This window comes from Mycolicibacterium komossense, assembly GCF_025822605.1.
Lineage (GTDB): Bacteria > Actinomycetota > Actinomycetes > Mycobacteriales > Mycobacteriaceae > Mycobacterium > Mycobacterium komossense.
In genome coordinates this window covers 355275-381349 of record NZ_JACKTY010000031.1, presented here as the reverse complement: position 1 = coordinate 381349, position 26075 = coordinate 355275, and the positions used below count along the sequence as shown (strand labels likewise).

General features: G+C 64.8%; 22 protein-coding genes and 2 riboswitches. Of the genes, 8 read left to right on the top strand and 14 right to left on the bottom strand.

The features are described 5' to 3' along the window. Nucleotides 1-65: 65 nt before the first annotated feature. The 3 genes from H7J73_RS19590 to H7J73_RS19580 form a co-directional block, all read right to left on the bottom strand. On the bottom strand, nucleotides 66-1784 hold the full coding sequence (locus H7J73_RS19590) for an NRAMP family divalent metal transporter (RefSeq protein ID WP_435405531.1): 1719 nt from the start codon (nucleotides 1782-1784) through the stop codon (nucleotides 66-68). Between the two features lie 818 nt (nucleotides 1785-2602). Further along, a riboswitch (M-box (ykoK) riboswitch) is annotated at nucleotides 2603-2785 on the bottom strand. Nucleotides 2786-2987: 202 nt separating this feature from the next. Beyond that, nucleotides 2988-3512, bottom strand: coding sequence for a DUF302 domain-containing protein (locus H7J73_RS19585; RefSeq protein WP_264069242.1), 525 nt, complete (start codon nucleotides 3510-3512; stop codon nucleotides 2988-2990). A gap of 158 nt (nucleotides 3513-3670) precedes the next feature. Continuing rightward, the gene (locus tag H7J73_RS19580; RefSeq protein WP_264069241.1) at nucleotides 3671-4369 is read right to left on the bottom strand and encodes an SDR family oxidoreductase; all 699 of its coding nucleotides are present in this window, start codon (nucleotides 4367-4369) and stop codon (nucleotides 3671-3673) included. A gap of 74 nt (nucleotides 4370-4443) precedes the next feature. Here H7J73_RS19580 and H7J73_RS19575 point away from each other — a divergent pair, with 74 nt between their 5' ends. Together H7J73_RS19575 and H7J73_RS19570 are read left to right on the top strand one after the other, a co-directional pair. Next, the gene (locus H7J73_RS19575) at nucleotides 4444-4896 is read left to right on the top strand and encodes a winged helix-turn-helix transcriptional regulator (RefSeq protein ID WP_264069240.1); all 453 of its coding nucleotides are present in this window, start codon (nucleotides 4444-4446) and stop codon (nucleotides 4894-4896) included. A gap of 92 nt (nucleotides 4897-4988) precedes the next feature. Continuing rightward, entirely contained in the window at nucleotides 4989-5279 is a 291-nt protein-coding gene (locus H7J73_RS19570; protein WP_264069238.1) for a hypothetical protein, read from the top strand. Here the strand turns inward: H7J73_RS19570 and H7J73_RS19565 are convergent. Further along, entirely contained in the window at nucleotides 5268-5498 is a 231-nt protein-coding gene (locus tag H7J73_RS19565) for an aldo/keto reductase (RefSeq protein WP_264069237.1), read from the bottom strand. The genes H7J73_RS19570 and H7J73_RS19565 overlap by 12 nt on opposite strands. Nucleotides 5499-5877: 379 nt before the next feature. On the opposite strand from H7J73_RS19565, the gene H7J73_RS19560 reads away from it, so the two are divergent. Further along, the gene (locus H7J73_RS19560) at nucleotides 5878-7491 is read left to right on the top strand and encodes an arylsulfatase (protein ID WP_264069235.1); all 1614 of its coding nucleotides are present in this window, start codon (nucleotides 5878-5880) and stop codon (nucleotides 7489-7491) included. Nucleotides 7492-7604: 113 nt separating this feature from the next. On the opposite strand, the gene H7J73_RS19555 is transcribed toward H7J73_RS19560, so the two are convergent. The 5 genes from H7J73_RS19555 to H7J73_RS19535 form a co-directional block, all read right to left on the bottom strand. Further along, a complete protein-coding gene (locus H7J73_RS19555; protein WP_264069233.1) occupies nucleotides 7605-8921 on the bottom strand; it encodes a cytochrome P450 in 1317 nt (438 codons plus the stop codon). A 9-nt stretch (nucleotides 8922-8930) separates the two neighbouring features. Then, nucleotides 8931-9671, bottom strand: a complete 741-nt coding sequence (locus H7J73_RS19550; RefSeq protein ID WP_264069232.1) for an alpha/beta hydrolase — start codon at nucleotides 9669-9671, stop codon at nucleotides 8931-8933. Between the two features lie 218 nt (nucleotides 9672-9889). Beyond that, nucleotides 9890-11716, bottom strand: a complete 1827-nt coding sequence (locus H7J73_RS19545; protein ID WP_264069231.1) for an FAD-binding oxidoreductase — start codon at nucleotides 11714-11716, stop codon at nucleotides 9890-9892. A gap of 10 nt (nucleotides 11717-11726) precedes the next feature. Then, a complete protein-coding gene (mdlC, locus tag H7J73_RS19540) occupies nucleotides 11727-13340 on the bottom strand; it encodes a benzoylformate decarboxylase (protein WP_264069229.1) in 1614 nt (537 codons plus the stop codon). A 35-nt stretch (nucleotides 13341-13375) separates the two neighbouring features. Next, nucleotides 13376-14203 (bottom strand): alpha/beta hydrolase, encoded by an 828-nt coding sequence (locus tag H7J73_RS19535; RefSeq protein WP_264069228.1) that lies wholly within the window; start codon nucleotides 14201-14203, stop codon nucleotides 13376-13378. 71 nt (nucleotides 14204-14274) lie between these two features. On the opposite strand from H7J73_RS19535, the gene H7J73_RS33725 reads away from it, so the two are divergent. Further along, nucleotides 14275-15504, top strand: coding sequence for a PucR family transcriptional regulator (locus tag H7J73_RS33725; protein WP_494337798.1), 1230 nt, complete (start codon nucleotides 14275-14277; stop codon nucleotides 15502-15504). A gap of 117 nt (nucleotides 15505-15621) precedes the next feature. On the opposite strand, the gene H7J73_RS19525 is transcribed toward H7J73_RS33725, so the two are convergent. Next, entirely contained in the window at nucleotides 15622-15978 is a 357-nt protein-coding gene (locus H7J73_RS19525; RefSeq protein ID WP_264069226.1) for an MFS transporter, read from the bottom strand. An 888-nt stretch (nucleotides 15979-16866) separates the two neighbouring features. Between H7J73_RS19525 and H7J73_RS19520 the strand changes: the two genes are divergently transcribed. The 4 genes from H7J73_RS19520 (at nucleotide 16867) to H7J73_RS19505 (ending at nucleotide 21428) form a co-directional block, all read left to right on the top strand. Then, entirely contained in the window at nucleotides 16867-17991 is a 1125-nt protein-coding gene (locus tag H7J73_RS19520) for an FAD-dependent oxidoreductase (protein WP_264069225.1), read from the top strand. Nucleotides 17992-18131: 140 nt separating this feature from the next. Next, a riboswitch (cobalamin riboswitch) is annotated at nucleotides 18132-18309 on the top strand. A 154-nt stretch (nucleotides 18310-18463) separates the two neighbouring features. After that, a complete protein-coding gene (locus H7J73_RS19515; RefSeq protein WP_264069302.1) occupies nucleotides 18464-19504 on the top strand; it encodes a FecCD family ABC transporter permease in 1041 nt (346 codons plus the stop codon). Then, nucleotides 19501-20322, top strand: coding sequence for an ABC transporter ATP-binding protein (locus H7J73_RS19510; RefSeq protein WP_264069224.1), 822 nt, complete (start codon nucleotides 19501-19503; stop codon nucleotides 20320-20322). Before H7J73_RS19515 ends, H7J73_RS19510 begins: the two co-directional genes overlap by 4 nt. Nucleotides 20323-20438: 116 nt before the next feature. Further along, nucleotides 20439-21428 carry an ABC transporter substrate-binding protein gene (locus tag H7J73_RS19505; protein ID WP_264069223.1) on the top strand — a complete coding sequence of 330 codons (990 nt, stop codon included), beginning with the start codon at nucleotides 20439-20441 and terminating at the stop codon, nucleotides 21426-21428. A gap of 53 nt (nucleotides 21429-21481) precedes the next feature. On the opposite strand, the gene H7J73_RS19500 is transcribed toward H7J73_RS19505, so the two are convergent. From H7J73_RS19500 to H7J73_RS19485, 4 genes are all read right to left on the bottom strand, one after another. After that, complete coding sequence (locus tag H7J73_RS19500; RefSeq protein WP_264069222.1) at nucleotides 21482-23041, bottom strand: PucR family transcriptional regulator; 1560 nt, start codon at nucleotides 23039-23041, stop codon at nucleotides 21482-21484. Between the two features lie 148 nt (nucleotides 23042-23189). After that, the gene (locus H7J73_RS19495; RefSeq protein ID WP_264069221.1) at nucleotides 23190-23447 is read right to left on the bottom strand and encodes a hypothetical protein; all 258 of its coding nucleotides are present in this window, start codon (nucleotides 23445-23447) and stop codon (nucleotides 23190-23192) included. Beyond that, nucleotides 23444-24577: a CaiB/BaiF CoA transferase family protein gene (locus H7J73_RS19490; protein WP_264069220.1), complete on the bottom strand. Its 1134-nt coding sequence runs from the start codon at nucleotides 24575-24577 to the stop codon at nucleotides 23444-23446. Before H7J73_RS19490 ends, H7J73_RS19495 begins: the two co-directional genes overlap by 4 nt. After that, a complete protein-coding gene (locus H7J73_RS19485) occupies nucleotides 24574-26046 on the bottom strand; it encodes an aldehyde dehydrogenase family protein (protein ID WP_264069218.1) in 1473 nt (490 codons plus the stop codon). The genes H7J73_RS19490 and H7J73_RS19485 overlap by 4 nt, the downstream gene beginning before the upstream one ends. Nucleotides 26047-26075: the final 29 nt, after the last annotated feature.

The following is a 26075-nucleotide window of genomic DNA, read 5'->3' as shown; positions in this document are numbered from 1 at the left end:
GCCTCGGGTGACGATGGACGCCGGGGTGGGGGTGCGTCGCGGTACATGTACACGGGTCCTTTCTGTCAGCTGCCGGCGCCGGTGGCGGTCTGGACGATCTTCACCACGATCAAGGCGGCGGCGATGATCAGGTAGCCGCGCAGGGTGAGCAGCCCGGCCCTGCGTAGTGGTGACATCACCGGGCGTTGCAGGGTGGCCAGGGCCGGGGTGCGCCAGCTTGCCCGGTCCCGTGCGATGACCGCTTGGCGTTCGGCGCGGGCTAAACCACCGATGGCCTCGTGGTGGTCGTCATTACCTCGCCGGGAGAGGGTGATCAGAATGCCTCCGACGAGACCGAAGCCGACTCCGGTCGCCAAACCGATCTCGTAGGTGCGGGAGGACAGGTCGGGGAAAAACGTGGCAGCGGTCAGGGTCAGTGACAGCAATACCAGGCACCACACGATGGTCGCTGCGATGACGTTTTGCCGCGCCGTGTTGACCCAGGGACCCAACACAGGCTTGTCGTTGCACAACAACACCAAAAACACCGTCGCCGAGGGCAGCAGCACCCCGGCGAGGGCCTGCACTGCCAGGGTCAACAGACCCAGAACGTGGTCCGGGGCGAACGCGACGGCCGCCGACACCACCAGCAACCCGGCATAGCCCAGGTAGAACAGGGGCGCTTGGGTGATCGTCCAGTGCAGCGAATGACGGCGCTTCAAGGTGTCGCCCAGGGTGTAAGTCGTGGCCAGTGCGACCGCGTTGGCGCCCACCAGCGACGCGTCGAGCAGGAGGATCGCGAACAGCATCCCGACGGTGTGGGAGACGTGGGTGGACAGACCGGCTGCGACAGCGCCGGCATCGGTGAAATTGCCCGCGTCGGAGGTGCCTGCGAAGCCGAACGCCGCGGCGCCCATCAAGGCGACCGCCCCGATCATGACCACGGCGATGCCGATCCGCAGATCGGCTCGTGCATAACCCATCCAGCGTGGCGTGATGCGCTTGTCGACGACGTTGGACTGCTGGAAGAACAGCTGCCACGGGGCGACGGTGGTGCCGACGATCGCCACGATCAGCAGTAACAGCGTGGAGTTCACCCCGCCGGGGAACTGCGGCATCAATCCGTCGCCGATCGCTCCGATCGGGGGGTGGGCCAGCAGCACCAGCGGAATCACCACAACGTTGACCGCGATCAGCGCGAACAGGAAGCGTTCCCACCGGCGGAACGAGCCGCCCGCGACGACGACGAACAACGCCACGGCTGCGAACGGCACGCTGATCGACTTCGGGATCCCGAAGAACGACAGGGCCAACGAGACTCCGATGAATTCGGTGACGATGGTTAATGCGTTGAGTAGGAACAGGTCCCCGACACTGAACCAGCCCCAGAATCGGCCGAACCGTTCGAAGATCAGCCGGGCGTGACCGACCCCGGAGACCGCGCCCAGGCGTAGCACCATCTCCTGGTTGACGTAGAGCACCGGGATCAGCAGCACCAGCGTCCATACCAGGGCCATGCCGTAGTTCTGCCCGGCCTGGGCGTAGGTGGCGACCCCGCCGGCGTCGTTGTCGCCGACCATCACGATCAGCCCCGGGCCCATGATCACCAGCAACAGGCGTAACCGCTGCCACCACCGGCGACGTTGGCCGGTGTCCTCGCCTGAGATGGTGCCCAGCGCACCGACGATGTCGCCGACGTGGGCCGAGTCCAGCACCGCCGAGGACATCGACGACGAGGTGGTTGCACCAGAGATGCCACCGGGTGGGGTGTCGCGGCCGGGTCGGCCGGAGGAAGAGATGGACATGGAAGTACCTTTCGTAGCGCGATCGATATCCGAGCGCGGTGCCGTGGGGCTGGCATTGGTGGGACGGGTAGGGGTGTCGGCCGTCAACGCGACCATCACCTCGGTCGCGCCCTAGAAGCGCGCGAGCGGTGAGTATCCGAATGGTGGCGGCCAGCGTCTCGCTTGCCTGCTCATATCAAAAGACTTGTGAAACAACACTATTAGGACCCCGCGGGAATGCGGTGATCGTATCTGTTGGCGTCTGAGTTCATCGTCGCCTTCTGCGGGGGCGACAGGTCGGGTCGGGTCACGCTCTGGCTCGAACCAGTCAGCTGATGTGCCCACCTAGCGAGGCAGTGATCAGCGCCGGGGGGCTGTAGGACGCCAAGAGATACGCCCGCTCCTGAGGAGTCAGCTGGCGTCGCGCCCACAGTCGGCGAAACACACTGGGGCACAAGGTAGACCACCGATTCGGGGCACACGACGCAATAGGCAGCACTTGTATGCGATGGCGATACAGAACGACGGACATGACAGAACTCCCAGGCGCAGGGTGATTTTGGGGATCGCGGCCAGGAGTGGCGTCGAGTGAACCTGAAGCAGGCAGCGTCGTCGCGTGCACCCTCGGAATCGAGGGCACACTCGAAGAGTCGACGACGAAGAGGGGCTTAGGCCTCGAAAGACTCGACCTGGCCGCGCGGCGGGAACGGCACCGAACCCGCAGACGGCGGTCTATCACTGGTACTCAACGCTGTTCCTCACCTCCTCGCAGCCAGGACGCACGCGGGCGCCACATCGGAGCACAGCGGAGTAGAACGCACAGGACCGAATGGACCGCGCGGGCACCCCTCTCGTCAGAGCTTCGGCACTGCACGGCGTATCGGTCACCGAAACGCTCGGTACCCGAAGCCACTTGGGCTCAACCCTTAATCCGGGAGGAGCTGTCCTGACCGGGGGCGTCTTTCGACGTTCGGGGTCAGTGGCCTGTATCCGTGCAGACGCCTCACCTAGCGAGGTGCTTGCCACAAGATCATGAACCGGAATCCCGCTCACGTCAAGCTGATTGCGACCTTCACGTTGGGCGAGTGACGTCTACTGTCACGGGAGCCGTAATTCGGACACCCTCGGTGGCTCGTCGAGTCGAACTACCGGCTCACGCGAGTGCGGACGTCCACAGCCGCACTGGCACAGATTACGAGCACTTTCCAGGCTTCACCGGTGGGCTCAACCCGCAGTCATCGACCTCACGTCGACTCCCATCACAGTCAGTAGATGGCGTACTTTGTCGTCGAGTTCGCGACCGACGGCGGAAATCGCAGGGTGTCCGAGACTGCCGAAGAGTGTGCTGGGCTGGTCGAGACTCAACACCGCGTTGCCGCCGTCGTCGCTGTGAACGAGCATGCGCAACGGTGCATAGAGCAGGGCCAACGGATTGTGTCGGAACATTCGCTCGGCGATCGTGTGGTTTCCGATCAGATACTCGATGGCTCGCGTCTGATGGCCGGCAGCTCTCATCAGCGCCGTCCCGTCGATCGACGCAAAGACCATCAAGCCGTGCGGTGCGTTCTCTGCGACTGCGGCGAGCACTTCGTCCCAGGATCCTCCCCGGTTGACGATGTCTTCGATTACGGCCTGCCGGAATTTCGGGGCGGCCGCGTCCAGCGCCGTGCAGAAGGCGTCGAAGGGCACGCCAGTTGCGATGTCCAGCCGGGTCGCGACGTGCTCGGTCTTGGTCATTCGGACGGACATGTTCTGCTCCTTGAAAGGTGGTGGTTGTGTTGCGGACTGACGGCATGGGATTCGGCCAGATGTGCGTCGCGACCTCGTCAACCGACCACTGGAAGGCCGTGCGCGGTGCCCGTCAGTCGCCGCCGGTGAACTTCGTGATCTGTCGAAGATTGGGTGGCTCAGGCGAACTCGGGATAGAGAGCCGCGACGCCGCCGGCGAGACCAGCCCTAATCTGCTTGCTCAGCTCGTCGGCGATGATCTCGGGATCGCCTGCCTCCAGGCCGTCCAACGCAATCCTTGCGACGTCGGCGGGATCGGACTTTGGCGCGTCGACGTGGGACGCCATGTCGGTGTCGATGTAACCGACGTGCAGTGCGCTGACCTGGGTCTGCTGGGCAGCCAGTTCCAGTCGTAGGGCGTTGGTCATCGCCCATCCCGCTGACTTGGCAGCCGAGTAGGAACCGAATTCCGGGGAGGTCACCCACGACAGGACCGATAGCACGTTGAGGATGGCGCTCTTGGGGTGATCGCTCAGTTGGGGTGCGAAGGCGCGGATGACACGAAGGGTCCCGAGGTAGTGCGTCGAGATGTCGAGTTCGATGTCGGAAAGGCTGCCGGAGAGTAGCGTCGCCCCGGTGTAACCGCCAGCGTTGTTGATCAAAATACTGACATCGCTTGTGGTTTCGGCCGCCCGAGCCACCGATGCACTGTCAGTGATGTCGATTTGGACAGGGATCACTCCTTCGAGATCGACGCTCTCGATGTTGCGGGCGCCGGCGTACACCTTGGCGCCTCGCTGCACGAGTTGCTGGGCGAAGTGGCGGCCCAGCCCGCGGTTGGAGCCGGTGATCAGTGCGGTACTGCCGTTGATGTGCATGCGCGTCCTTTGTTAGTTGGAAATTCCAACTTAGCACCTGAATAGGAAATCACAACCCAGCGTATGCTGGGCGGATGACGTCATCACGGCTCAACGATGTGCAGTGCTCGATCGAACGTTCCCTGCACGTCGTCGGAGAGCGTTGGAGCCTGTTGATCCTCCGCGAAGCCTTCAGAGGTGCAACGCGATTCGAGCAGTTCAAGGCAGCCCTCGGTGTGTCATCGGACATCCTCACCGCGCGCCTGTCCACTCTCGTGGAGTACGGCGTACTGGAACGGCGCCCCTATCGCGAGCCGGGTCGCCGGGAGCGAAGCGAGTATGTCCTCACCGAGCGTGGCCAAGATCTTCAACTGGTCCTTGGGGCACTCGGACAGTGGGGCGACCGGCATCTGCCCCGCGTGCAAGGGCCCTCGATCGAACTCCGTTCGCCGACTGGACAGTTGGTGCGATTGTGCTATCTGGATGAATCGGATCGGGAGGTCTCGCCTGCCGAGGTGCAGGCTCACCGAACCCCGGCATATCGGTGAAGTGGATGGCGATCGGCTCGCCGTCGCCTCCCGGTGTCACCAGCGCCAACCCGCGGAGGCGGGCAATTCGTCATGGCCGGCGGGTGAGGTCCGTGAGGGTCACGGTTACGCGCGATGGCGACACAGCCGCAATGCTCGACGCGCTCGACGCGCTCGACGGGGCCGCGGCGGGCTCGCCATACCTACAGGCGAAGGGCAAGGCGATCATCGAGTCGTCCTATGCCCCGCAGTTCAGCGTTGACGGAGCCCGCAAGGACACCGGCCTCCTCGGCGCCTTCGACGCCGCCAGCGAGGCCGGCCACGGATACGACGACATGGCCGCGGTCTACTTCGGGTTTCACCGTGGTTGGTTCGGGTTCGTGACCGCTAGGTCAATCACGTGATCGTGCGGGCATGCGCCGGGGCGTAGCGCTCCCCGGTGATGCGGCCCGGGGCAAAGGCCCCGCGAGGTAGGCGACTTCGTCGGCGCTGATCGCGACGCTGGCGGCGGCGATGTGCTCCCGCATGTGCTCCGCGCGTTTAGTGCCGGGTATCGGCACGATGTCCAGCGGCTGGGCGAGAAGCCACGCCAAGGCGAGTTGGCTAGGTCTCGAACCTGCCATCGCCGTATCGCGCAGGCGCACTTAGACTGCCGGAACAGGTCGACGAGTGGACAGGAAGTTTGATAAGCCACCAGCAGCGGCGGATGAAAGCGTCGCGCGTCGCACTGCATGATCTCAGCCAACCCGGCGACAAGTAGTTGAGCCCCAGATCATCTCGATCCGGCTGTAGGAATCGAAGCGATTTAGGGGAGGGACGCCGGTGCAGATGCTGTGCGACAACCCGCAAAGGCCCCGCTCGCCGCTCTCCAGGACTGCAGCCAAACGTGAGAACAGGCGACATGCAGCGCCAGTGGCGGGGCAGTACGCGTGTGGGTGCTGACACTGGTTAAAAAAGAGATCAACGCCGATCTCTTGGTCCGCCGTGACAGGATGCTTCAGCGTGACACGTCCCAACTTTCTGGTCATCGTGGCCGACGACCTCGGGTTCTCCGACATCGGCGCCTTCGGCGGCGAAATCAACACCCCCAACTTGGATCGCCTGGCCCACGCGGGCATCAGGCTGACCGATTTCCATTCCGCTCCGGCCTGCTCGCCGACGCGGGCGATGCTGCTGACCGGAACCGATCACCATGTCGCCGGGATCGGCACCATGCTCGAGATGGCCGCCCCGGATTTCCGGGGCGCCCCCGGCTACGAGGGGTATCTGAACGACCGGGTCGTGGCGCTGCCGGAACTGCTGCGCGACGCCGGTTACCAGACGCTCATGGCGGGCAAGTGGCATCTCGGCAGCACGATCGACAGGTCTCCGTGGGCGCGGGGATTCGACCGGTCCTTCGCCCTGTTGCCGGCCGGTGCCAGCCATTACGGTACCGGCGGGGTCGGCGGATTCTCGGCCGTGCCAACGATATTCACCGAAGACGATCAGTTCGTCACGGTAGGGGAGGACTTTTACTCGTCGGATGCCTATACCGACAAGCTGCTGCAGTATCTCCGCGAACGTCCCCAGGGCCTGCAGGACCGGCCCTTCTTCGCCTACCTGCCCTTCCAGGCGCCCCACTGGCCGCTGCAGGCTCCGCGGGAAACCATCGCCGCCTACCACGGCCGCTACGACGCCGGACCGGACGCATTGCGCGAGGAGCGGCTGGCGGCGCTCACCCGTCTGGGTCTGTGCCCACCCAACATTGAGCCGCACCCGGTGGTGGCCGACGGCGCCCCCGAATGGGCGGACATGACCGACGCGGACCGCGCCGTGTCCGCCCGCACCATGGAGGTCTACGCCGCCATGGTCGACAGGATGGACTGGAACATCGGTCGGGTGGTCGATTATCTCGACAGCACCGGCGAGCTCGACAACACGGTCGTGATCTTTCTGTCGGACAACGGCGCGGAGGGAACGATCGTCGAGGCTATGCCGCTGCGCGGCGCCGGAATCGCCGCATTCGTCGCGAAGCATTGTGACAACAGCCTGGATAACCTCGGCGGTCCCACCTCCTACACGTGGTACGGCCCGCGCTGGGCGCAGGCCGCTACCGCGCCGTCGCGGCTGCACAAAGCCTTCACCAGCGAGGGCGGTATCCGGGTGGTGGGCTTCGTCACCTGGCCGGGTTTTTCCCGGCAGGGGGAGATCGGCACGGCGTTCACCACCGTCATGGACATCGCCCCGACCGTGCTGGAGCTCGCCGGCGCCGAGCATCCCGGTACCGAGTACCGGGGTCGGGAGGTGGAGCCGATGCGCGGCCGATCGATGGTGCCCTACCTGTCCGGACAGACGGACGGGGTGCACGATGCAGACACCGGCACCGGGTGGGAGTTGTTCGGCCGCCGCGCTATTCGCCAGGGCGATTGGAAGGCGCTTCATCTGCCCGCGCCCTACGGCTCGGGCACTTGGCAGCTCTATGACCTCTCGCGCGATCCCGGCGAGGTTGACGACCAGGCCGCCTCCCGACCCGACAAACTGGCCGAGTTGCTCGAGCTGTGGGACCGCTACGTTGAGGAGAACGGCGTGATCATCGAGCCCGTGTCGCTCTTCGAGGTCGACGCGGAGGCGCGTTGACCGAGCACGTGCGGATCGGCATTCTCGCTTGCAGCCGGAGCGCGGGCCCACTGCGGTCGGTGGCAGCCCTTCGTGGAGGCTCTCAGTTGGTCAGCATCGCGGCCACGTCCGAATTAGGTTGCTTTCGGCGTTCGTTGTCGAGGCGTCAGTCGAATTTGCAGGCGTGCGGGGTCAAGCGTCAAGGGCAGCGGGTCGCGTGGGTTGAGTTTGACACCGGCAGCCGCGGGGCTGCGCTCACGCAGTAATGCGGTCAGTACGCCGACGCCGAGTTGCAGCGCAAGGTCGGCTCCGGGACATCCTTGTGGGCCGCGACTGAAGAAGTTGTATGACCAGCAGGATTCGGCGGATCCTTCGGTCCAGGCGGTGGGGTTGAAGTGGTCGGCCTCGGGGAACCGGCTGGTGTCGCGGTGGTTAAAGGTGTTGACGATCATGACTTGTGTTCCTTCGGGAACTGTCGCGCCACCCCACTCCGTGGCCCGAGTTAGGGTTCGCGCCAGTACGGGTGTGCTCGGCCACAGGCGCATGGCCTCGGATAGGCAGCCGATGAGGTAGCCGTGGCCAGTGTGTTCGTCGATTCCGTTCTGCGCCTTGGCGAGAATGACCGGGTGAGCGGCGAGCAGGGTCAGGCAGCGCCAGAGATTGATGGCCAGGGTGTCACCCATGGCGAACACCCAGTGAATGACTTGATGAGTCTGATGAGTTATGTCGCTGGTGGGCGCCGCGGCGAATTGTCCGACCAAACTGTTGGCGTCTGCGGCCTGTACGTAGCGGTCCAGTGCGGCCAGGAATGTGCTGAAGAGCTGGGGGTCCCCCTTGCCGGGTGGGTTGGCCTTAGCCATAAGCGTCGTCGGTTGTGCCGAGATCTGTTCGTCGTCGGTAGCGTTGTCACCGAGGATGATTCGCCGCGAAATGCGTTGTATTGCGGAGTGAAACTGTGGCCAGTCAAGGTTGTCGGGGAGATAGCGGGCTTCCTCGTGAGCGACGGTGTCGCAGCGGTTTGCGATCGCACCGCTGCCGGTGGCGCGTGCTAGGACGGCGTCGGTGAATCGGCGGCGGTCAGACCAATGGCTGCCTCGGGATATGGTCAGGGCGTGCGGCTGGAATTTGTTCATCCCTGAGAGCTTGGGTTCGGGGTCGGACGCGAATGGCTCTGGCGCGTGGGAGAGAACGAAGCGGATCTGATCGGGGCCGAAGACGAGCAGTGTCTGCTTGCCTGCCACGTTCACCCAAATAGGTCCGTCGCCGTAGCGACGATTTACTGCGGTGAGGAGTCGGTGGGCGCGGCGGGCGACACCGACTCGGTTTAATGCAGCCGTCACTATGGGTCGGCGGCTGAACAGGCCTTCGGCCAGATTGGGCAACGCCACCAGCGTGGTAAAGCGGAAGCTTTCGACTGTTGAGGCGTGCGGGAACGCGACTGTGTGGCTCATCAAGATTTCCTACCGGAGATAGCGGCGGTCGCGGCCGTGGCGTGGTGCTTTGACGGTCGTTCGGATGTGGCTGAGCAGTGAACGTCGCGCAGGCTTGGCTTCAGGGACTGGTAGCAGAGGGTAGACGTGAATTGCTCCGGGATGCTCGTGGTAGGTGATCCGGTCGTCGCCGATGCTGTCGCGTAGTTGACGGCAGTCGGCGACGAAGATGTCGCGGTCGCCTACGTAGAGGTCGATCGGCGGAAGGTTGTGCAGCTCGCCATGGATCGGGCTGACTCGGTTGTCTTCTGGCGGCAGGGTCCTGGCCCATACGCGGCCGCACTCGCGCAGTCCGGGAACCGCGAGCCACGGATCGCGTGTGGCGATGGTGGCGATGACGGGATTGGTGAGTGCGATGTCGAGCCAGGGACTGATCAGGGTCAGTCCAAGGGGCGGGATGGCTCCCGCGATGACGACCGTTTGGGTTGCTGCCAGCGCCAGTCCCGCTCCGGAGGAGTCGCCGGCGATGTAGGTAGGCCCTCGTTGTGCCGCTCGGCCCATTGCAGTGCCCAGCAAGTCGATCGCTTCTTCGGCGCAGTGTTGCGGAGCAAGCCCGTAGAGGGGCACGCGAACGGGGCACTGGGTGGCATCGGCGATCGCGCAGACGAGTTTCCAGTGCGCGCGGTCGATCTGGTTGACGTAGGCACCGCCGTGGACGTAGATAACCGACGCCCGGCTGGCAGCAGAGGCCCCGCAGATATTGGATTTCACTGTGTAACAGTCGAACCCGCTAATCGTTTCGTGGGCCACCTGGTAACGAGTGGACTTGGTCAGCCGCGACGGTGGTGTGCCGGCTCTCTTGGGCCGCTTGAGGTAGGCGCGCGCGCTCTGGGTTGTTGCGTAAGTGCGGGGTCGGCGTATGAGGCGCCCGTAGGTTGCGATGGCGTGCATCTGCCAAGACATGGGTCCGCCCTATCGCAGTTGCGGTATCACCGGGCGACCGCAATTTTGAAGACAGCGCTGGTGATCGTTCCGAATGCGTTGCGGCCGCCGATGAATAGGCGTTTGGTGTCGTAGCCGGCCACGTCTTTCATGTTCTGCCCACCGAAGCGGGCCGCGGCGTCGTCGTCGGGGAGGATGACCTCGACGCCGAGAAGCCCGTGGCGCACCGCCAGGCGTTCCTCGCCCGTGGCGTTGGCGATGAGTTCGCCGACGGTGCGTTCAGTTTTCTCGCCGGGGATGGCGTGGCATGTCACGCCTTGCTCGTCGAGTTTCTTTGAGAGTTCCTCGAGGGTGACTGCGGCGCCGACCACCAGGTTCAAGTTGCCAGCGTTCACTTCGACCGTGGTGTCGTCACCGTCAGCGAGTGCAGCCGAAGCCGGTTGGCGGTCGAGGGCAGCGCGCACGGCGGCCTCGAAGGATGGCAGCGCGGGTTCCTCCGGGGACACGTCGGGCAGCATGATGCCGGGATTGAAGCGCTGCTCGGGATCGAAGACCTGCTTGAGGACGCGCTGGGCCGCGATTTCCACCGGGGTGAACCGTTTGGTCATGAATTGGATCTTCTCGGTGCCGACTCCGTGCTCGCCGGTGATGGTGCCACCCAGTTTCAGTGCCGCTTCAATGATCTCGTTGTTGGCGGCCTCTAACGCGGCGGGCGCATCGGGGTTGTCCTGCTCAAAGAAGGTGGTCGGGTGCAGGTCCCCGTCTCCGGCGTGGCCGGCGACCATGATAAACAGCAACGCGTCGGAGTGCCGGGCGGCGGCGTCCTGGATCGCCTGTTGCATTTCCGGGATGTGCTGGCGGGGGACCGTCACGTCGCCGATGAAAAAGCCTTTACCACTGTGCAGTACGGCATCAGGCGCGTGCAGGCGTCCGTACCACAGCTTGGCCCGCGCATCATCGTCATCCGCGCGCCGCACCTCGATCGCGTGTTCTCGCAATACCTTCTCGACTATCGCGCCGTCGCGGTCGACTTCGGCGGCAGTCCCGTCGACGTCGATCAGGACAATCGCGTCGACATCTGTGGGATAACCGGTCTCGGTGAACTGCTCCAGGCCGTTGATGCCGGCTCGGTCGAGCCATTCGATCGCAGCCGGCACCGTTCCGGTCCGGATTATTGCGGCGATGGTCTCGGCGGCGTCCTGAGCGGCGGCGAAGCTGCCCATCAGACTGCGGGTTATGGGCGCGATGGTGCGCAACGCGACGGTCGCCTCGGTGAGGATCGCCAGGGTGCCTTCGGAGCCGATCAGCAGCCCGAGCAGATCCGGGCCGTCGCCGGCCGCGTTGAGGTTGATCACGGTGCCATCGGCCAGCACCGCCTCGACGCTGAGGACGTGGTTGTAGGTGACGCCGTATTTGAGAGCGTGTGGGCCGCCGGCGTTTTCGATGATATTGCCGCCGATTGTTGCCAGGTGCGCTGATACGGGGTCCGGGGAGAACACCAGCTTGTGCGGGGCTAGCTGCTCCTGCAGATCGAAATTGATGACGCCGGGCTGGACTCGCGCGGTGCGAGCTTCCGGGTCGATGTCGAGAACCTGATTCATCTTCGTCAGGTCGATCACCGCGCGGTCCGAAGCGGCCATGACTCCGGCACTGCAGTTCGACGCTGCTCCGCGGGTGACCAGCGAGACATTGTGCTCGGCAGCTACTTTCACGATTGCGACAACCTCGTCGCGGGTGTGCGGTCGCAGCACCAGGCCGGGCTGGTGCCCGAAACCCCAATAGTCCTTCGCGTTTTCGGCTAGGGAGGCGGCGTCGGTGGCTACCGCGTCGCGGCCTAATGCCGCGGCAAACGCCGATACGATTGTGTCATCCATTGCAATCCTCCTAGCTGCCGAATCCGCCCGAGACGGGTGTGGTACGTGCGTTGATCAGGGTGGGTCGGTTGCGGTCGGCGATGCCAGCCTTGACCAACTCGTAGACTTCGTCGGAGCTGTGTGCTTCGTGGGCGTCGACGCCGTAGCTGGCCGCGGTTGCGACGATGTCGAGGCCGGGAATGTCGAGCCCTGGGACGTTCGGGGTCTTTTCCCAGACGCCGAATTCTTTGACCACCCCGTATTCGGCGTTGGACGCCACGACCACGGTCAGTGGGATGTTGTATAGCGCCGCGCTCCACAACGCGGTGATCGCGTAGTGGATGGAGCCATCACCCATCAACGACACGACCGGACGATCTGGAGCCGCGATTTGGGCGCCCACTGATGCGGGCAGGCCCCAGCCGAGTCCGCCGCCGGCCGCCGACAGATGCGACAGCGGATTGCCCGGACGGATGCATTCCGTCATCGGGATCTCGTTGCTGCCGGCTTCGCTGACCCACAAAGTGTCATCGGGTGCAGCGTGACCGACGGCGGTCCACAGATCCCCTGGCTTGAGCGGCACCTGCGCCGAGACCTGTTCGGGGACCGCGGCGCGCGGCGTGGGGGCCGATCGCTGGGTGTGTTTGACCGTCGCCGCCAAAGCCTGAGCGGCGGTGCGGATGTCGGCGACGATCGCATCCCCGACGGGGGCACGGGCGGCTTCGTCGGGATCGTTGGTGATCTGGATCAGGCGCGCCCCCTCGGGCAGGTACGGCCCGGGTACCAATGGGTAGTAGCGGAACACCGCGGTCCCGATCGTCAGGATGAGGTCGTGGCCGGTGAGAACCTGCGAGATCCAGCCCGCACCCGGTGGCAGCGCGCCGTGATAGAGCCGGTGGTTCTCCGGGAATCCGCTCCAGCCCGTCAACGGGGCGGTGAAAACCGGTGCTTCGGTGCGCTCGGCCAATTCGATTACGGCCTCGTAGGCGTCGTAGCGGTCGATGTCGCCGCCGACGACGATTGCCGGTGATGTGGCGGCGTCCAATCGTGCGGCGACCTGCTCAGCCAACTCGGTCGGGAAAGCGGTCGCGTGAGTCACGGTGCGCTCACGAACCACCGTGATATCGGCGACCTGTTCGTCGGTCAGCTCGATCGGCATGTCGTCCATCGGGAGGGAGACGAAAACCGGTCCCATCGGCGGCGTGGTGGCGAGGTGGATCGCACGCGCCAGCACGGCGGGGGCTTCACTGGCGATAGCGGGTTCGGCTGCCCACTTGACGAACGGCTTAGGTGTAGTGGTGGGTTCGTGGTTGGTGAGCAGACAGTACTGGTTCTGCATATTGCGGCGCTGGTTGCCCGCAGTGATGATCAGCGGCGTCTTGTTGACGTAGGCGTTGTAGATCTGGCCTTGCGCGTTACCCATGCCGGGCGCGGTGTGCAGGTTGACCACGGCGGGACGCCGGGTGATTTGCGCATAGGCGTCGGCCATCCCGACCGGGATCATTTCCTGCAGGCCCAAGAAGTAGCGGAAGTCGTCGGGAAAGTCCTGCAGGAGCGCCAATTCCGAAGATCCGGGGTTGCCGAACCAGGTGGTCAGATTGTGTGAGCGGAACAGGTCGAGGATGGCATCGCGCACTGTGGTCATGGTGGTCATTGCTTTCGTGGAAGTTGCAGAAGGGGTCAGTCGAGTTCGCCGCGCAAAGGGTTCAGCGCCCAGCTCAGGGCGAAGTCGGCGACTTCTTCCCATCCCGGCGCGCCGCAAGTGAAGTGGTCTCGCTGGGGGAACAGCTTGTAGGCGGTGATCGCTGACGAGTGTTTGGCGTTTTTCGCGTAATTCTCGTGCTGCACCGCGGGCGGGAGGATGTGGTCGCGGCCGCCGGCGATGAATAGCAGTGGCGCGCGATCGTCGTTGGCGAAGTTGTATGTGGTGGCGGCGTTGTGCGTGAGGTTGGCCAGTCCGCCCTGGAACAAGATCCGTCCCGGCACCGGGACGGCGTAACGGTCATAGGCGATTTTAGATTCAGGTTCGGCGAGGGTGTTGGTGAATGCGTAGTGAAATTCTTCGGGCGTAATGGGCACCGCGTGGTGCAGGTTGGCGGGATTTTTCAGCACCGGGAACGTGGCCCGAATCTCTGAAAACGGCAGCGCCTTAATGCCTTTGACAGCAGCGCCGTCAATGGACACCCCGGCTCGCCCGTAACCGGCATCGAGGAGCAGCTGCACGAAGGTGCCCCCAAATGAGTGGCCCATCAATATGGGTGGTTCGGCAAGTTCGTCGATGATCTCGGCGAGGTGATCTAAGACCTCCCGCACCCCGAGATCAGCCAGCGGTGTCGGGTCTGCGCGCAGCGCGGCGACCCCGGCCGGGCCGGGAGCGACGCCGGGGTAGCCCGGTGTCACCACGTCATAACCGCGGGCACGGTAGCGCGCCACCCAATCCTCCCAAGCCAATGGCGTCATCCACAGCCCGTGGATGAGAACGATCGTCTGTACTGAACCGGTTTCCATGGCAGCCAGCATGCGGAATCAACGTCGGCGCCGGCAATGATCCGCAGCCTAAAACCATCCTTGAAAACCCTGTGCCCGGGCACAACGCCGCGCGGCGTTTTACGATCCGGTACGTGCCGCAGCTATCAGCGCCGACAGTTCTCACCAACCGCGTCCGGCAACAAGCGGAGGTGATCGTGGGCAAGGTCCTCGACGTGTTGCGCGACGAAGTCTCTGACTACGTCGGCCGCGACGATGACGGCAACACAGTCCAGGACAACGTCGCCGGCTACCTTGCCGAGATGCTCGACTGGATCGACCTCGGCGCCGAACCGGGCCACCAGAGTTTCGACTCCGCAATTCGTCACCGCGCCAGCCAGGGCCTGACTCTTTCCAGCCTGCTGCACGCCTTCCGGCTCGGCGCCGCCACCATTTGGGACGAGCTCGCACGTCTAGCTGATACAGACGAAATCGAAAAGGAAGCGCTGATTGCGGCAACGCCGTCCATCTTTGCCTGGATGAACACCAATTCGCTTCGCGCGCATGCGGTTTTCCGTGAGATCGACATCCGCGATGCACGCCGCAACGAACAGGTGCGAGCCGCGCTGCTGGATACGATTCTGTTCAACGACTCCAGCATCGGAGCAGCGTTCTGGGACGCCGTCGCCGCGCTCGGCCTCCCACGGACGGGCCAGCTGACGGTCGTCGCGGCCACAAGCGCCGAGCACACGTCGACCGGGGACTCGCCTCCCGACATCGAGACGCTGATCTCTTCGCACTCCGCAGTGCAGGACGCGTGGTTCCGCCTCGCGGCCAATTCGCAAGTCGGAGTCGTGTCACTGAGACGGAATCGCGCTGACGCGCTGGATAGCATTGCGAGCACCATCTGCTCAGACCTGCCGGTCCTGGTTGGTCTCAGCAGCCCCTTTGTCGCAATCAGTGACTGCTCGAAAGCCCGCGCCCAAGCACAAATCGCCATGGCAGCCTCCGCGAGCAGCCGGCCAATCACTCGGTACAACCGCGACGTCTTACCCGTGCTGCTCGCCAGCGCACCCGACGCCGCCGCGACCGTCGTGGCGACCACCCTTGGGCCGGTACTCGACCTTCCACCAGAGCGGGCCGAACCCCTACTCACTACCGTCCACACCTGGCTACGCCTGGGCCAATCCGTAGCAGCGACCGCCGCGGAACTGCACTGTCATCGCAACACCGTCAACTATCGGCTGCGTCGATTCACCGAACTCACCGGGCGACCACTGACAGACAATTTCTGGCTGGCCCAAGTCGCGTTAGCGCTTGAGGCCCCTCGTAATCAGAAGTGAGCCACCAAGCCGGCCTACGACAGTTGAGCCCACTCAAGTGTGGCTTTCTAGTTAGACAGTTCGCCAGTCGGGGCGACCTTGAGCGAGAACGACGCGTGGGGTGGCTGCGGCCGACTCTTAAGCAGGTGTCGTCGTGGTCTTCCAGCCGAACGCCAACGCGACCGCGATCAGTGCCGCCGCCGCGGCTGAAGCAGCGATGAGTTCCCAGCCGTACCGGACTGAGGACATGCTGATCCCGGACTGGTAGGCCATGGTGAGGATGGCGGTGCCGAGCACTGTTCCGAGTTGGCGCGCGGTGTTGGTCAGCGCCGACCCGGATCCCCATTGGTGGGCGGGAAGTGCCTTCCCGGTAACCCCGGACAGGCTCGGAATGGCCAGTCCGACACCGGCGCCGGTGAGGTTGGCGAAGAAGATCCAGCGCCAATCGAATTCGACGAGCAGTCCACCGATGGGAGGCCGCAGTGCGGCGGCCATCGCACCCACCGCGGCCCACCTGCTGGCCCGACGGTTCGCCTCTCGGCGGGCACGGCGGGCACGGCGGCCATGAGCAAGGCCAGCGAGCTTGGCATCAGCATGGCGGCACCGACAGCTTGTACGACGCGGGCGGCGATCAGCCGCGCCAGGGGGTCGACAGGCCATACGGGAACTCGGCTACCGACACCACCAGCATGTTGGCGGCAGTAGAGCGGGTTGGATGAGCGTGAGTCGATGTCGCGGACCCGGCAGCCTCGGGTGTTTGGTCTCGATGCGGGGCGCACCAAGTGCCCATGACCGGCTCATGCTGAGTATTCTAAACAATACTTAGAATCGGGCTAATTCCAGGGCTGTTCCTCCAGCCCAGAGGCTGTTCACCGACGATCTGAAGACGCTCGAATGACAGACGGCGAAAGGATCAACGGTATCCACCGGAGATGATCGCCTTGTTGGAGCGTGGGGACCCGCCCGCCTCGACCCGGTCTTCGGGTGAGCACTTCCATACCGGGTAAGAGTTGCTCGAAGAGATGAGCTCCGCCGGTGCCTTTTCGGTCGGGTGTACCGCTCAGCCAAGACAGGATGTGATCGGCCAAGCCCGGCAGCATCACCACCCTCGTCAGTTGAAGATGTTTGTCTCGCGGGGTGGCACGGGCGAATATCGACGCCAGGAGTTCGACTCCTCCATCGATGTCTCCCGGTCGGCGGCCGGCAAGACTGTGGGTCCTCAGCATGCCGCGGTCATCTCGAGCTGCGTTACAGTGCCAGTATCGCGAAAAGCGATCGCGAACGCGGTCGTCTACACGGTGGTTTGAGTCTTTCAACTGCCCAGCGTCTTCCAGCAAGGGTCCGACTCGTCGTCGGGCCGCAGCAAAGGAGCGCTGAGTACTTATGTCTGTTGCGATCATTGGCGCCGGTCTCGGTGGCCTCGTACTCGCCCGGACTCTGCACCGACACGGTGTGCCAGCGGCGGTCTTTGAAGCCGAGGCCTCGGCCGACATGCGTGGACAGGGCGGCCTGCTCGACATCGAGGAGCACACCGGTCAGGTGGCTCTCCGGGACGCCGGTCTTCACGACTCCTTTCGTGCACTCATTCGCCCCGCCGAGGACGCCAAACGTGTTGTGGATTCCCGAGGTCAGGTGTTGTTCGATTGGCCAGGAAGCGTGGTCGGCGCCAGGCCTGAAGTGGACCGCGGCGACCTGCGGAACATGCTGATCGACTCGCTGCCAACCGGCACCATCCACTGGGGGCACAAGGCAGCCCGCGTGGTTACCGCCACCAATGACCGGCCCGAGGTTGTCTTTGGCGACGGCTCCTCGATAACAGCCGACGTGGTCGTCGGCGCCGACGGCGCCTGGTCCACAGTGCGACGAGCGGTCTCGAGTGTTGAGCCCGTCTATACCGGCACCTGCTTCGTCACAATCCAGTCACCTGACGGCCGTCAACTATCGCCGCGAAGCAAAGCCCTCATCGGTCGCGGCACACTCATGGCCGTGGCGCCGGGGCAGGGGATCCTGGTCCACCACAATGCGGACGGCACGCTGAGCGGATACGTTGCGGTCAACGAATCCCAGGAATGGGCGGAGTCAATCGACGTTGAAGACACTGCCGCCGTGCGAGATCTGCTGACTCGCCGCTTCGACAGCTGGGCGCCCGCGCTGACCGATCTGGTAGCGGGGAACGTCACAAGTCCCGTCCTGCGCCCCATCTATGCGCTGCCTATCGGTCATCGATGGGACCCAGTGCCGGGTGTGACCTTGCTCGGCGATGCAGCGCACCTGATGTCCCCGTTCACCGGGCAGGGCGCCAATCTTGCGATGTTCGACGCCGCAGAACTCGCCAAACAGATTGTCGCAGAACCCAACTACATCGAGCACTCAGTCAACCTCTATGAGAGCGCGCTGTTTCCGCGCAGCGCGGAAGTCGCCGGGCAGAGTGCGGCCAATCTGCTGCGCTTCTTCGGCGAGGACGCCCCGCGCAGCGTCGTCGAGTTGTTCCGCCACCGTCAGCAGTGACCTGAAACGAGCCCACGCTCGGCTCTCCCGCTACAGCCGCTGCGGGGCATTGCACCCCGCGACCCGTGACCTGCAGAACTACCCGCAGTTTGGACCTATCGCGGCCGGCCCGGTGCCGATGATCATGACGAGTTGAGATAGCCTCCGCTGTTGAGAACGGTTACATCCGTGCATTGCGGGTGCCAGGGAACCCGGTGAAAGTCCGGGACTGACGCGCAACGGTATGGGGACGTGCTCGACACCGGCCATCGGAGACCCTCCGCGGCGGCGTCGAGCGGCGTTCCCGAGTCCGATACCTGCCGTTCTCGGTTGTGTCCACCGTGTATCTCGCGTTCAGATACCCCGGCAAAGCGAGGCAATACTTGCTCATCTCGTTTGGGAGCCCGCGCGCGGCCTTCTCGCAGCGATATTGGCAGACAGTCCGGCAGTGACTCTCCCCTCGACGTCACTCCACCGCAACGGCAGGACCTCGATCGCCACTGTTCGCCGTCCGCCGGTTGGTGCGCTGACCACGGTGCTCGCCGTTCTCACGGTGATCAGCGTCGTCGTTTCGGTCGCCTTCGGTGCCGAGGACATTCCGCTCAGCGACGTCTGGCGCACCGTTGCCGGCCGATTCACCGGGGCCACCGGTGATACCGGACACGACATCATCGTCTGGCAACTGCGCCTGCCGCGATCGGTGCTGGCAGCTGTCGTCGGCGCGGGCCTGGCGTTGGCCGGTGCCCTCATGCAGGCACTCGTCCGGAATCCGCTGGCGGAACCCTATCTACTCGGTGTGTCGGCAGGTGCGGCGGTGGGGGCAACAGCTGTCCTGACTCTCGGCGTGCTCTCCTCATTGGGGGTGTGGGCCTTGTCCGGCGCGGCGCTCATCGGCTCATTGGTGGCAACGCTCACCGTGTATGCGGTGGCGCGGGCCCAGGGCAGTCTCACGGCACTGCGTCTGATCCTGACCGGCGTGGTGCTTTCGTCGGCGTTCATGGCGTTGTCGTCGTTGCTGGTCTTTACGGCCGGCGATTCGCACGCCGCCGAAAGCGTGATGTTCTGGTTACTCGGCAGCGTTGCCGGAGCGACGTGGGCGAAGGTCCCCCTGACAGCAGCCGTTGTGGTCGTGTCGCTCACCGCGGCCCTGCTGATCCATTCCTGGCTCGATGCCTACGCGGTTGGCGCCGACACCGCCACATCGCTCGGTGTCCCGGTGCGCGGGCTGCGCAACGCGCTGTTCGTGGTCCAGGCGGTACTCGTCGGGGTGCTGGTCGCCGTTTCCGGCGGCATCGGCTTCGTCGGTCTCATCGTGCCCCACGCCGCGCGGATGGTCGTCGGTGCCGCCCATCGCTCGATGCTCCCGGTCGCGGTCTGCGCCGGAGCGCTCTTCATGGTGTGGGTCGACGTGATCTCGCGAGAAATGGCGGCGCCACGTGAGATGCCGTTGGGCATCGTCACCGGTCTCGTCGGCGCACCGGTGTTTCTCTACCTGATGGGTCGGCGGCGCTACGAGTTCGGCAACAGCACATGAGCGCAGCCGCGATCACATCTGCGGTGAGGAGTGTGTCGCTGACCGCGCATGGCGTGGAGTGCCGCCGCGGCGGCAGAACGGTGGTGTCCGGTGTGGATCTGAGCGTGCCTGCCGGTACGCGGTTAGCGCTCGTCGGCCCCAACGGCGCAGGCAAAACCACTCTGCTGCGCGCCCTTTCGGGCCTCGACGCACCAGCATCGGGGACGATCCGGGTCGGGGACGAGGATCTGTACCGGATGCCGGCCCGCCGCCGGGCCCGGACTATTGCCGTGGTCGGGCAAGAAGAGCGGCCATCGGATGAACTCACCGTTGCCGAGGCCGTCGGGCTCGGTCGGACCCCGTACCGGAACCCGTGGTCAGGTGCTGGCGTCGGGGAGTGGGAGATAATTGACGACGCACTGAACGCCGTCGGTCTGGACGGGCGGGCAAATCGCTCGTGCGTTCATCTTTCCGGCGGCGAACGCCACCGCGTCGTACTCGCCCGCGCGTTGGCTCAGCGAACTTCACTACTTGTCCTCGACGAACCCACGAACCACCTGGATGCCGCCTGGCGGCTGAGATTCATGCAGACTCTCGACGACCTCGAATGTACGGTCGTCGCCGCCATGCATGACCTCGACCTGGTGTTGCGGCATTTCGACGCGGTCGCGGTCGTTGCCGACGGCGGGGTCTTCGCTCACGGGACACCTACCGAGGTACTGGACTCCGCCCTCTTGCGGCACGTCTTCGGCGTTGCCGGCGACATCGTCGTCCATCCGGCGACGGGCCGTTCCCATCTCCTGCTCACCCATGCCGACCCGGCATCGAACCCAATCTGAGGACGACAGTGCCACAAGACCTTTCGCCTAGACCGGTTAGTTCCCGCCCAGCCATCGGCTTGGCTGTCTTCACACTCACAGTCGGCCTGGCCGCAGCGTGCACATCGCAGACCGCTGTGTCCGCGCCATCCGACACTGTGACGGTCACCAACTGTGGCCAGGACGTTGCCTACGAACAGCCGCTCGACCGGTGGTTCGTCAACGACGGAGGAATGATCGCGATCGCGTTGGCCGCCGGCGCTCGCAACCAGATGACCGCGGTCAGCTCCCTGGCCCGCGACATCGGGGTGCTCCGCCTCGAATACGGTTCCCAGGTAGACGGTCTCGACGAGGTTGCGCCGGAGCAGCCAACCCTGGAGAACATCGTGGGTGCCAAGCCGCAGGTGCTCTTCGCTGGATACAACTACGGAATGGGTGAGGAACGGGGAATCACCCCCGAAATCCTTGCAGGGCACGGCATCGCCGTATACCAGCTCTCCGAAGCATGCCTGCAAGCCGAAGGGCAGCCGAGCCGCGGCACCATGGACCCGTGGCTTGCGCTCGATACAGACCTCCGTAACGTCGGAACTCTGACGGGGAACACCGATACGGCCTTCCAGGCAGCCGACGACATCGCCGCCCGGCTGCAAACCCTGCGCGCTGCACCACAACCCGAGAACAAGCCGACCATCTTTGTGTTCGACAGTGGTACCGACACCGTGTTCTCCTCCGGAGCCTTCGGCGGACCACAGGGAATCATCGACGCCGCCGGCGCGCGCAACGCCACCGAAGACGTCCAAGACACCTGGACAACCGTGAGCTGGGAACGGGTTACCACCTCAGACCCTGACCTCATCGTATTCGTTGACTACCCAGGCCAGACCGTCGAGGAGAAGATCGCGGCCCTCCGAAGCAACCCCGCCAGCCGGAACCTCAGAGCGGTCCGCGAGAGCCGTTTCGTCAACCTGCCCTACGCAATGTGGGTCTCCAGTCCGCTGAACATCGACTCCGCAGAGATCTTGCGCTCCGTTCTTGAAAAGCATGGCCTCGCACCGACATCTGGCATCACGCCAACCCTTGACGCGGCACGGCTCAATCTCGCAGGGAACGACTGGCTGCTGGAGTGATGATTTCACGCAAGCCATCGCCGGTCCTGCCAACAGCCACCGAGTCGGAAAGGTCAGCCACGATCCTGCGGCATCGCCGGCGGGGGTGATCCGACGGCGAGGAGATCACGCGCTTTGAGCGCTACCCACAGTTCGGCCCTGGAATCAGCGGTTCCCAGGTCGGTGTGGGTCAGCTCGCTGATCTTGGCGAGCCTGTTGCGCATCGTGTGCCGGTGAACTCCCAATGTCGCTGCGGCGTTCTCGATCTGGCCGTTATGACTCAGATACGCTTCCAGTGATGCCACCAGGCCGGCACCTGTTGCCGAGTTCTGTTGGCGGTCGTGCTCTTCGAGTGGACGCAGCCGCTGCACCAGCAGGTCGAGCTCGGCGGTGCTGCGGTTTCCTAGGATGACACCGAATACGCCTATTGCTGCGAACTCTCGGAAGTGGTCATCGGGGTAGGCGCGGGCCGCGGTCCGCGCCTGGTTGACGCAAAGGTCCACGTTCTGGAATGAGCCCGGCAAGCTGAGCCCGCCGCCGAGATGTCGCTGCAGCTGAGCTCCAAGCGCCTGTCGGATCTCGGTGGCCGTGACCGAGCCGTCGGCGGCTACCACCAGCAGGATCTCGTCACGACCCGTCCACATCAGGTAGGGCACGCCTCGGGTGTCCAGTAACTGTTGGGTCTGTCGCTCGGCGGCCAGCGCCGGGCCGGTGTTGGTCAGCACCACAACGGCGATCGGGTCTTCGGGGGTAAAGCCGAAGTAGCGCAGAATGCCGGGTTCGATCGCCGAGGGCTGCGCGATCAACAACGCGGTGACCGCTGTGCGCAGCCGTTGCTCGGCGCCGAGAACCTTGGCGGGCTTGTCCAGTTCGATAGAGATCAAGGCCACGGCATGGGAGACCAGCAAGCGGTTGGGCGGGCTGAGCGGCACCTCGGTCCTCACTGCCATGTAGCCGCGCAGGGTTTGGGCAGCCCTCAAGGTCTGCAGACTGCAGTAGCCCTCACCGTCGGCGAGCACCTTGCTGGAAAGACCCCGCCGGGAGCGCGGGGAGTGGAGCTGCACTAGGCAGAACGCCGCCACCCGGTCGATATCGGGGCCGGCGGCGGCGAGAACACTGCCGTCGGTCGCGATGACGACGGTGGTCGCCGACAGCGCGTTGCTCAAAGCCGTGACGACGGCGGGTATGCCATTGCGCAGCGCCTCCCGTGCCATCACTTCTTGTTGGTCGACGACGCGTTGTACGGATCGGAGCTGATCGGCGTTCACTTCATCGATGACGGCGCGGGTGATGGCGATGAAAGGAGTTTGTGGGGGAACGGCCAACACCGGCAGGCCGAGCGCATCACCGGCGGAGATGATGCCTCGCGGAACCTGATCGTGGGTGGTTCCGGTGTCGAATGCCAGAGCGGCCACACCGGTCGCCGAGAGGCGGGCCAGATAGTCGAGCTGTTCGGCCTCGGTAACACCGACATTCATACCGGTGGTCATGACCAACTCGCCACCGGCGAGATAGGGCGTGGGGTCGGCGAGTTCGATGGCGTGTGCCCAGGTGATGGTGCGATCACCATTCTCCCGGCCGGCGATGAGAGTGAGGTTCAGTTCCGGGAGTTGCGCCAACCGGCGCACCGTCATCGCCACACCAACTCGTTACTGCTGCATGCAGTCGACGCCGCGGGCAGCCATTGGGCTCAACATGTCGTTTCTCATGTTAAGTGCTGGTGATGGCAGCGGACAGCAGCGCGCTGTCAACAGCGGACGAACGGCCGCTGACGGTCGAGGTTCACGCGGGTGAGGAATGCGGTGAACAGCGCTTCTCGGTCAGCTTCGGGCCCGTCGGAGTCTTCCGGGTGCCACTGCACACCGAGGATCCAGGTTGCGGGGTCGCGCTGCTGGTGAATCGGATAACCAGTTCCCGCGTTTCTTCGGTGAGGCCGGGATAGTCCAGCGGAGCCACCACAGCGATCAGCGGGGCGTCGGTCGCGGTGACCGGCGTCGCGGGCAGCACTTCAGAGAGGGTGATCGGCGCTGGCGGGGTCATCGAAGGTTGTCCCCTCCGAGTTCGGGTGGGGCGCTGCGATAAGTCGGTGGTGTCGCCGACAGCGAGATCGGATTGGCGACCTGCTGGGTGGGGCTGCCTGGTACGGCGACGGTCGGCGTGAGACCGAGCCTCTCGGCGAAGGCGAACGCTTCGGCCATGTCGTTGATCGGCCCTGCCGGCACACCCACTGAGGCCAGCAGCGTGTACCAATGATCAGCGCCGCGTGTTCTCAGGACTGTTGTCAGGATGTCGCACAGCGCATCTCGATTACGCACGCGCAATGCGTTGGAGGTGAAGCGTTCGTCCTCGGCCAGTCCGTCGAGGCCCAGTGCGCGGGCCAACAGCGTGAACTGTTTGTCGTTGCCGACCGCGAGCGCGATGGGTCGGTCGCCGGTGGAGAACGTTTGGTACGGAGCGATGCTGGGGTGGCGGTTACCCATGATGGCGGGCACCTTCTCGGCACCCAGATACCCGGAGGCCTGGTTGACCATCGACGACAGCAGCACCGAGAGCAGGTTGGTGTCGACCCGCTGACCTTCTCCGGTGCGATCACGATGGCCCAGGGCCAGCAGGATTCCGGCCAGCGCATGCGTCCCGGCCAGAACGTCGATCACGGCGACACCCACTTTGGTGGGCTCGCCAGGTGCGGGCCCGGTGATGCTCATCAATCCGCCGACGGCTTGCACCAGCAGGTCGTAGCCGGGTAGATCAGCGCCCCCGTCGCGGCCGAATCCGGTGATGGCGCAATAGATCAGGTCTGGGCGAAGCTCGCGAAGATCCTCGTAGCCCAATCCCAGTTTCTCCATGGTGCCAGGCCGGAAGTTCTCGACCACGATATCGGCGCCGGCCACCAGCTCACGCGCCCGTGCGACGTCGGCGGGGTCGGTGAGGTCGAGTGTGATCGAGCGCTTGTTGCGGTTGACGGCGTTGAAATAGGTGGCTACCCCGTCGGCGTCATAGGGCGGCCCCCATTCGCGGGTGTCGTCGCCGACATCGGGGCGTTCGATCTTGATGATGTCCGCGCCGAAGTCGCCGAGCAGCATGGTCGCATACGGCCCGGCGAGCACGCGGCTGAAGTCGACGACGACGACGCCATCGAGGGCTGCTGTGCTTTCTCGCTGGGGACTCACGCGCGCGGCGCTCCGCCCCGCAGGTAGACCGTGGTGGTGTGGGTGAAGAACTCGCGTGCGGCCGATCCTTGCTCTTTGGGTCCGAGCCCGCTCTTCTTGGCGCCCCCGAACGGCACATGTGGATCGGCGCCCGCCGATTCGGAATTGACATGCAGTACACCGACATCGAGGTGCTCGACGGCCTCCAGTGCGCGGGTCAGGTCCTGGGTGAACACCGCGGCGGAGAGTCCGAACTCGCTGTCATTGGCCAGCGTGAACGCCTCCTGTGCGTTGGCGGCGCGGCGCACCGCCAGCACCGGGCCGAACAGCTCTTCGGTCCAGACATCGGCGGTCTGGTCACCCAGTTCGGCCACGGTGGGGGCGATGAAGTATCCGTCGGCCAGTGCCCCGTCGCGGTAGGGGCTGCCCCCGGCGAGGATGGACGCACCCTGCGCGGCGGCGGTGGCGATCCCGGTGGAGATCGTCTTGTGCGCGGATTCGTTGACCACAGGACCCATCTGGGTGGCGTCGTCGGTGGGGTCACCCACCGTCAGAGCGGTGGCCTGGGCGACCAGTCGCTCCAAAAACCGGTCGGCGATACCTTCGGTGACTACCAATCGTGAGGTAGCGGTGCACTTTTGGCCGGTGGAGCGGAACGCCCCGAGCATCACCTGCTCGACGGCGAGATCGATATCGGCGTCGTCGAGCACAACTGCGGCGTTCTTGCCGCCCATTTCACACTGTGCGGGGACTCCACGCGCGGCGGCAGCGGCAGCGATGCGCCGCCCGATGCCAGTGGATCCGGTGAAGGTCACCGCGTCGACGCCCGCGTGGTTGACGATCCCGTCGCCGAGGGCGGAATCACCGATCAGCAGGTTGAGCGCCCCGGCCGGCAACCCCGCGCTGTTCAGCGCCGACGCCAGGTGCATGGCCAGCAACGGAACGGTGCTGGCCGGCTTCCAGACCACGGCATTGCCGTAAATGAGCGCAGGCGCGATCTTCCAGGCGGGGATGGCGATCGGGAAGTTGAACGGCGTGATCACCCCGATGACGCCAATAGGCTTGCGGGTCACCAGGATCTGCTCACCGGCTCGGGGTGAGGAATAGATGTCGCCGGCTTGCCGGTCGCCTTCGTTGCCGTAGTAGCGCAGGATCTGCGCAGCGCGGCGGACTTCGCCGATGGCCTCGGCCTTGGTCTTGCCTTCTTCGGCGGCCAGGTCCAAGCCCCAGGCCTGTGCATTGCGCTCGATCACTTCGGCGGCGGCCACCAGCACGGCGCCGCGCTGGTGCATCGGGGTTGCAGCCCAACCCCGCTGTGCCGCGGCGGCGGCGCCTACCGCGGTGTTGAGATCCTCGGTGGTGGCAGAACCGCCCGCAGCCACGGTGATCTGCGGCCGGGCGGGATTGACGCTGCGCAGCTCGGCGCCACTGCCGGAGAGCCATTCCCCGGCAACCAGATGCTGCAGTGTCGTGGGTGTCGAGATCGTCATCAGTAGTCCCTCATCAGTTGCGGCAGAAG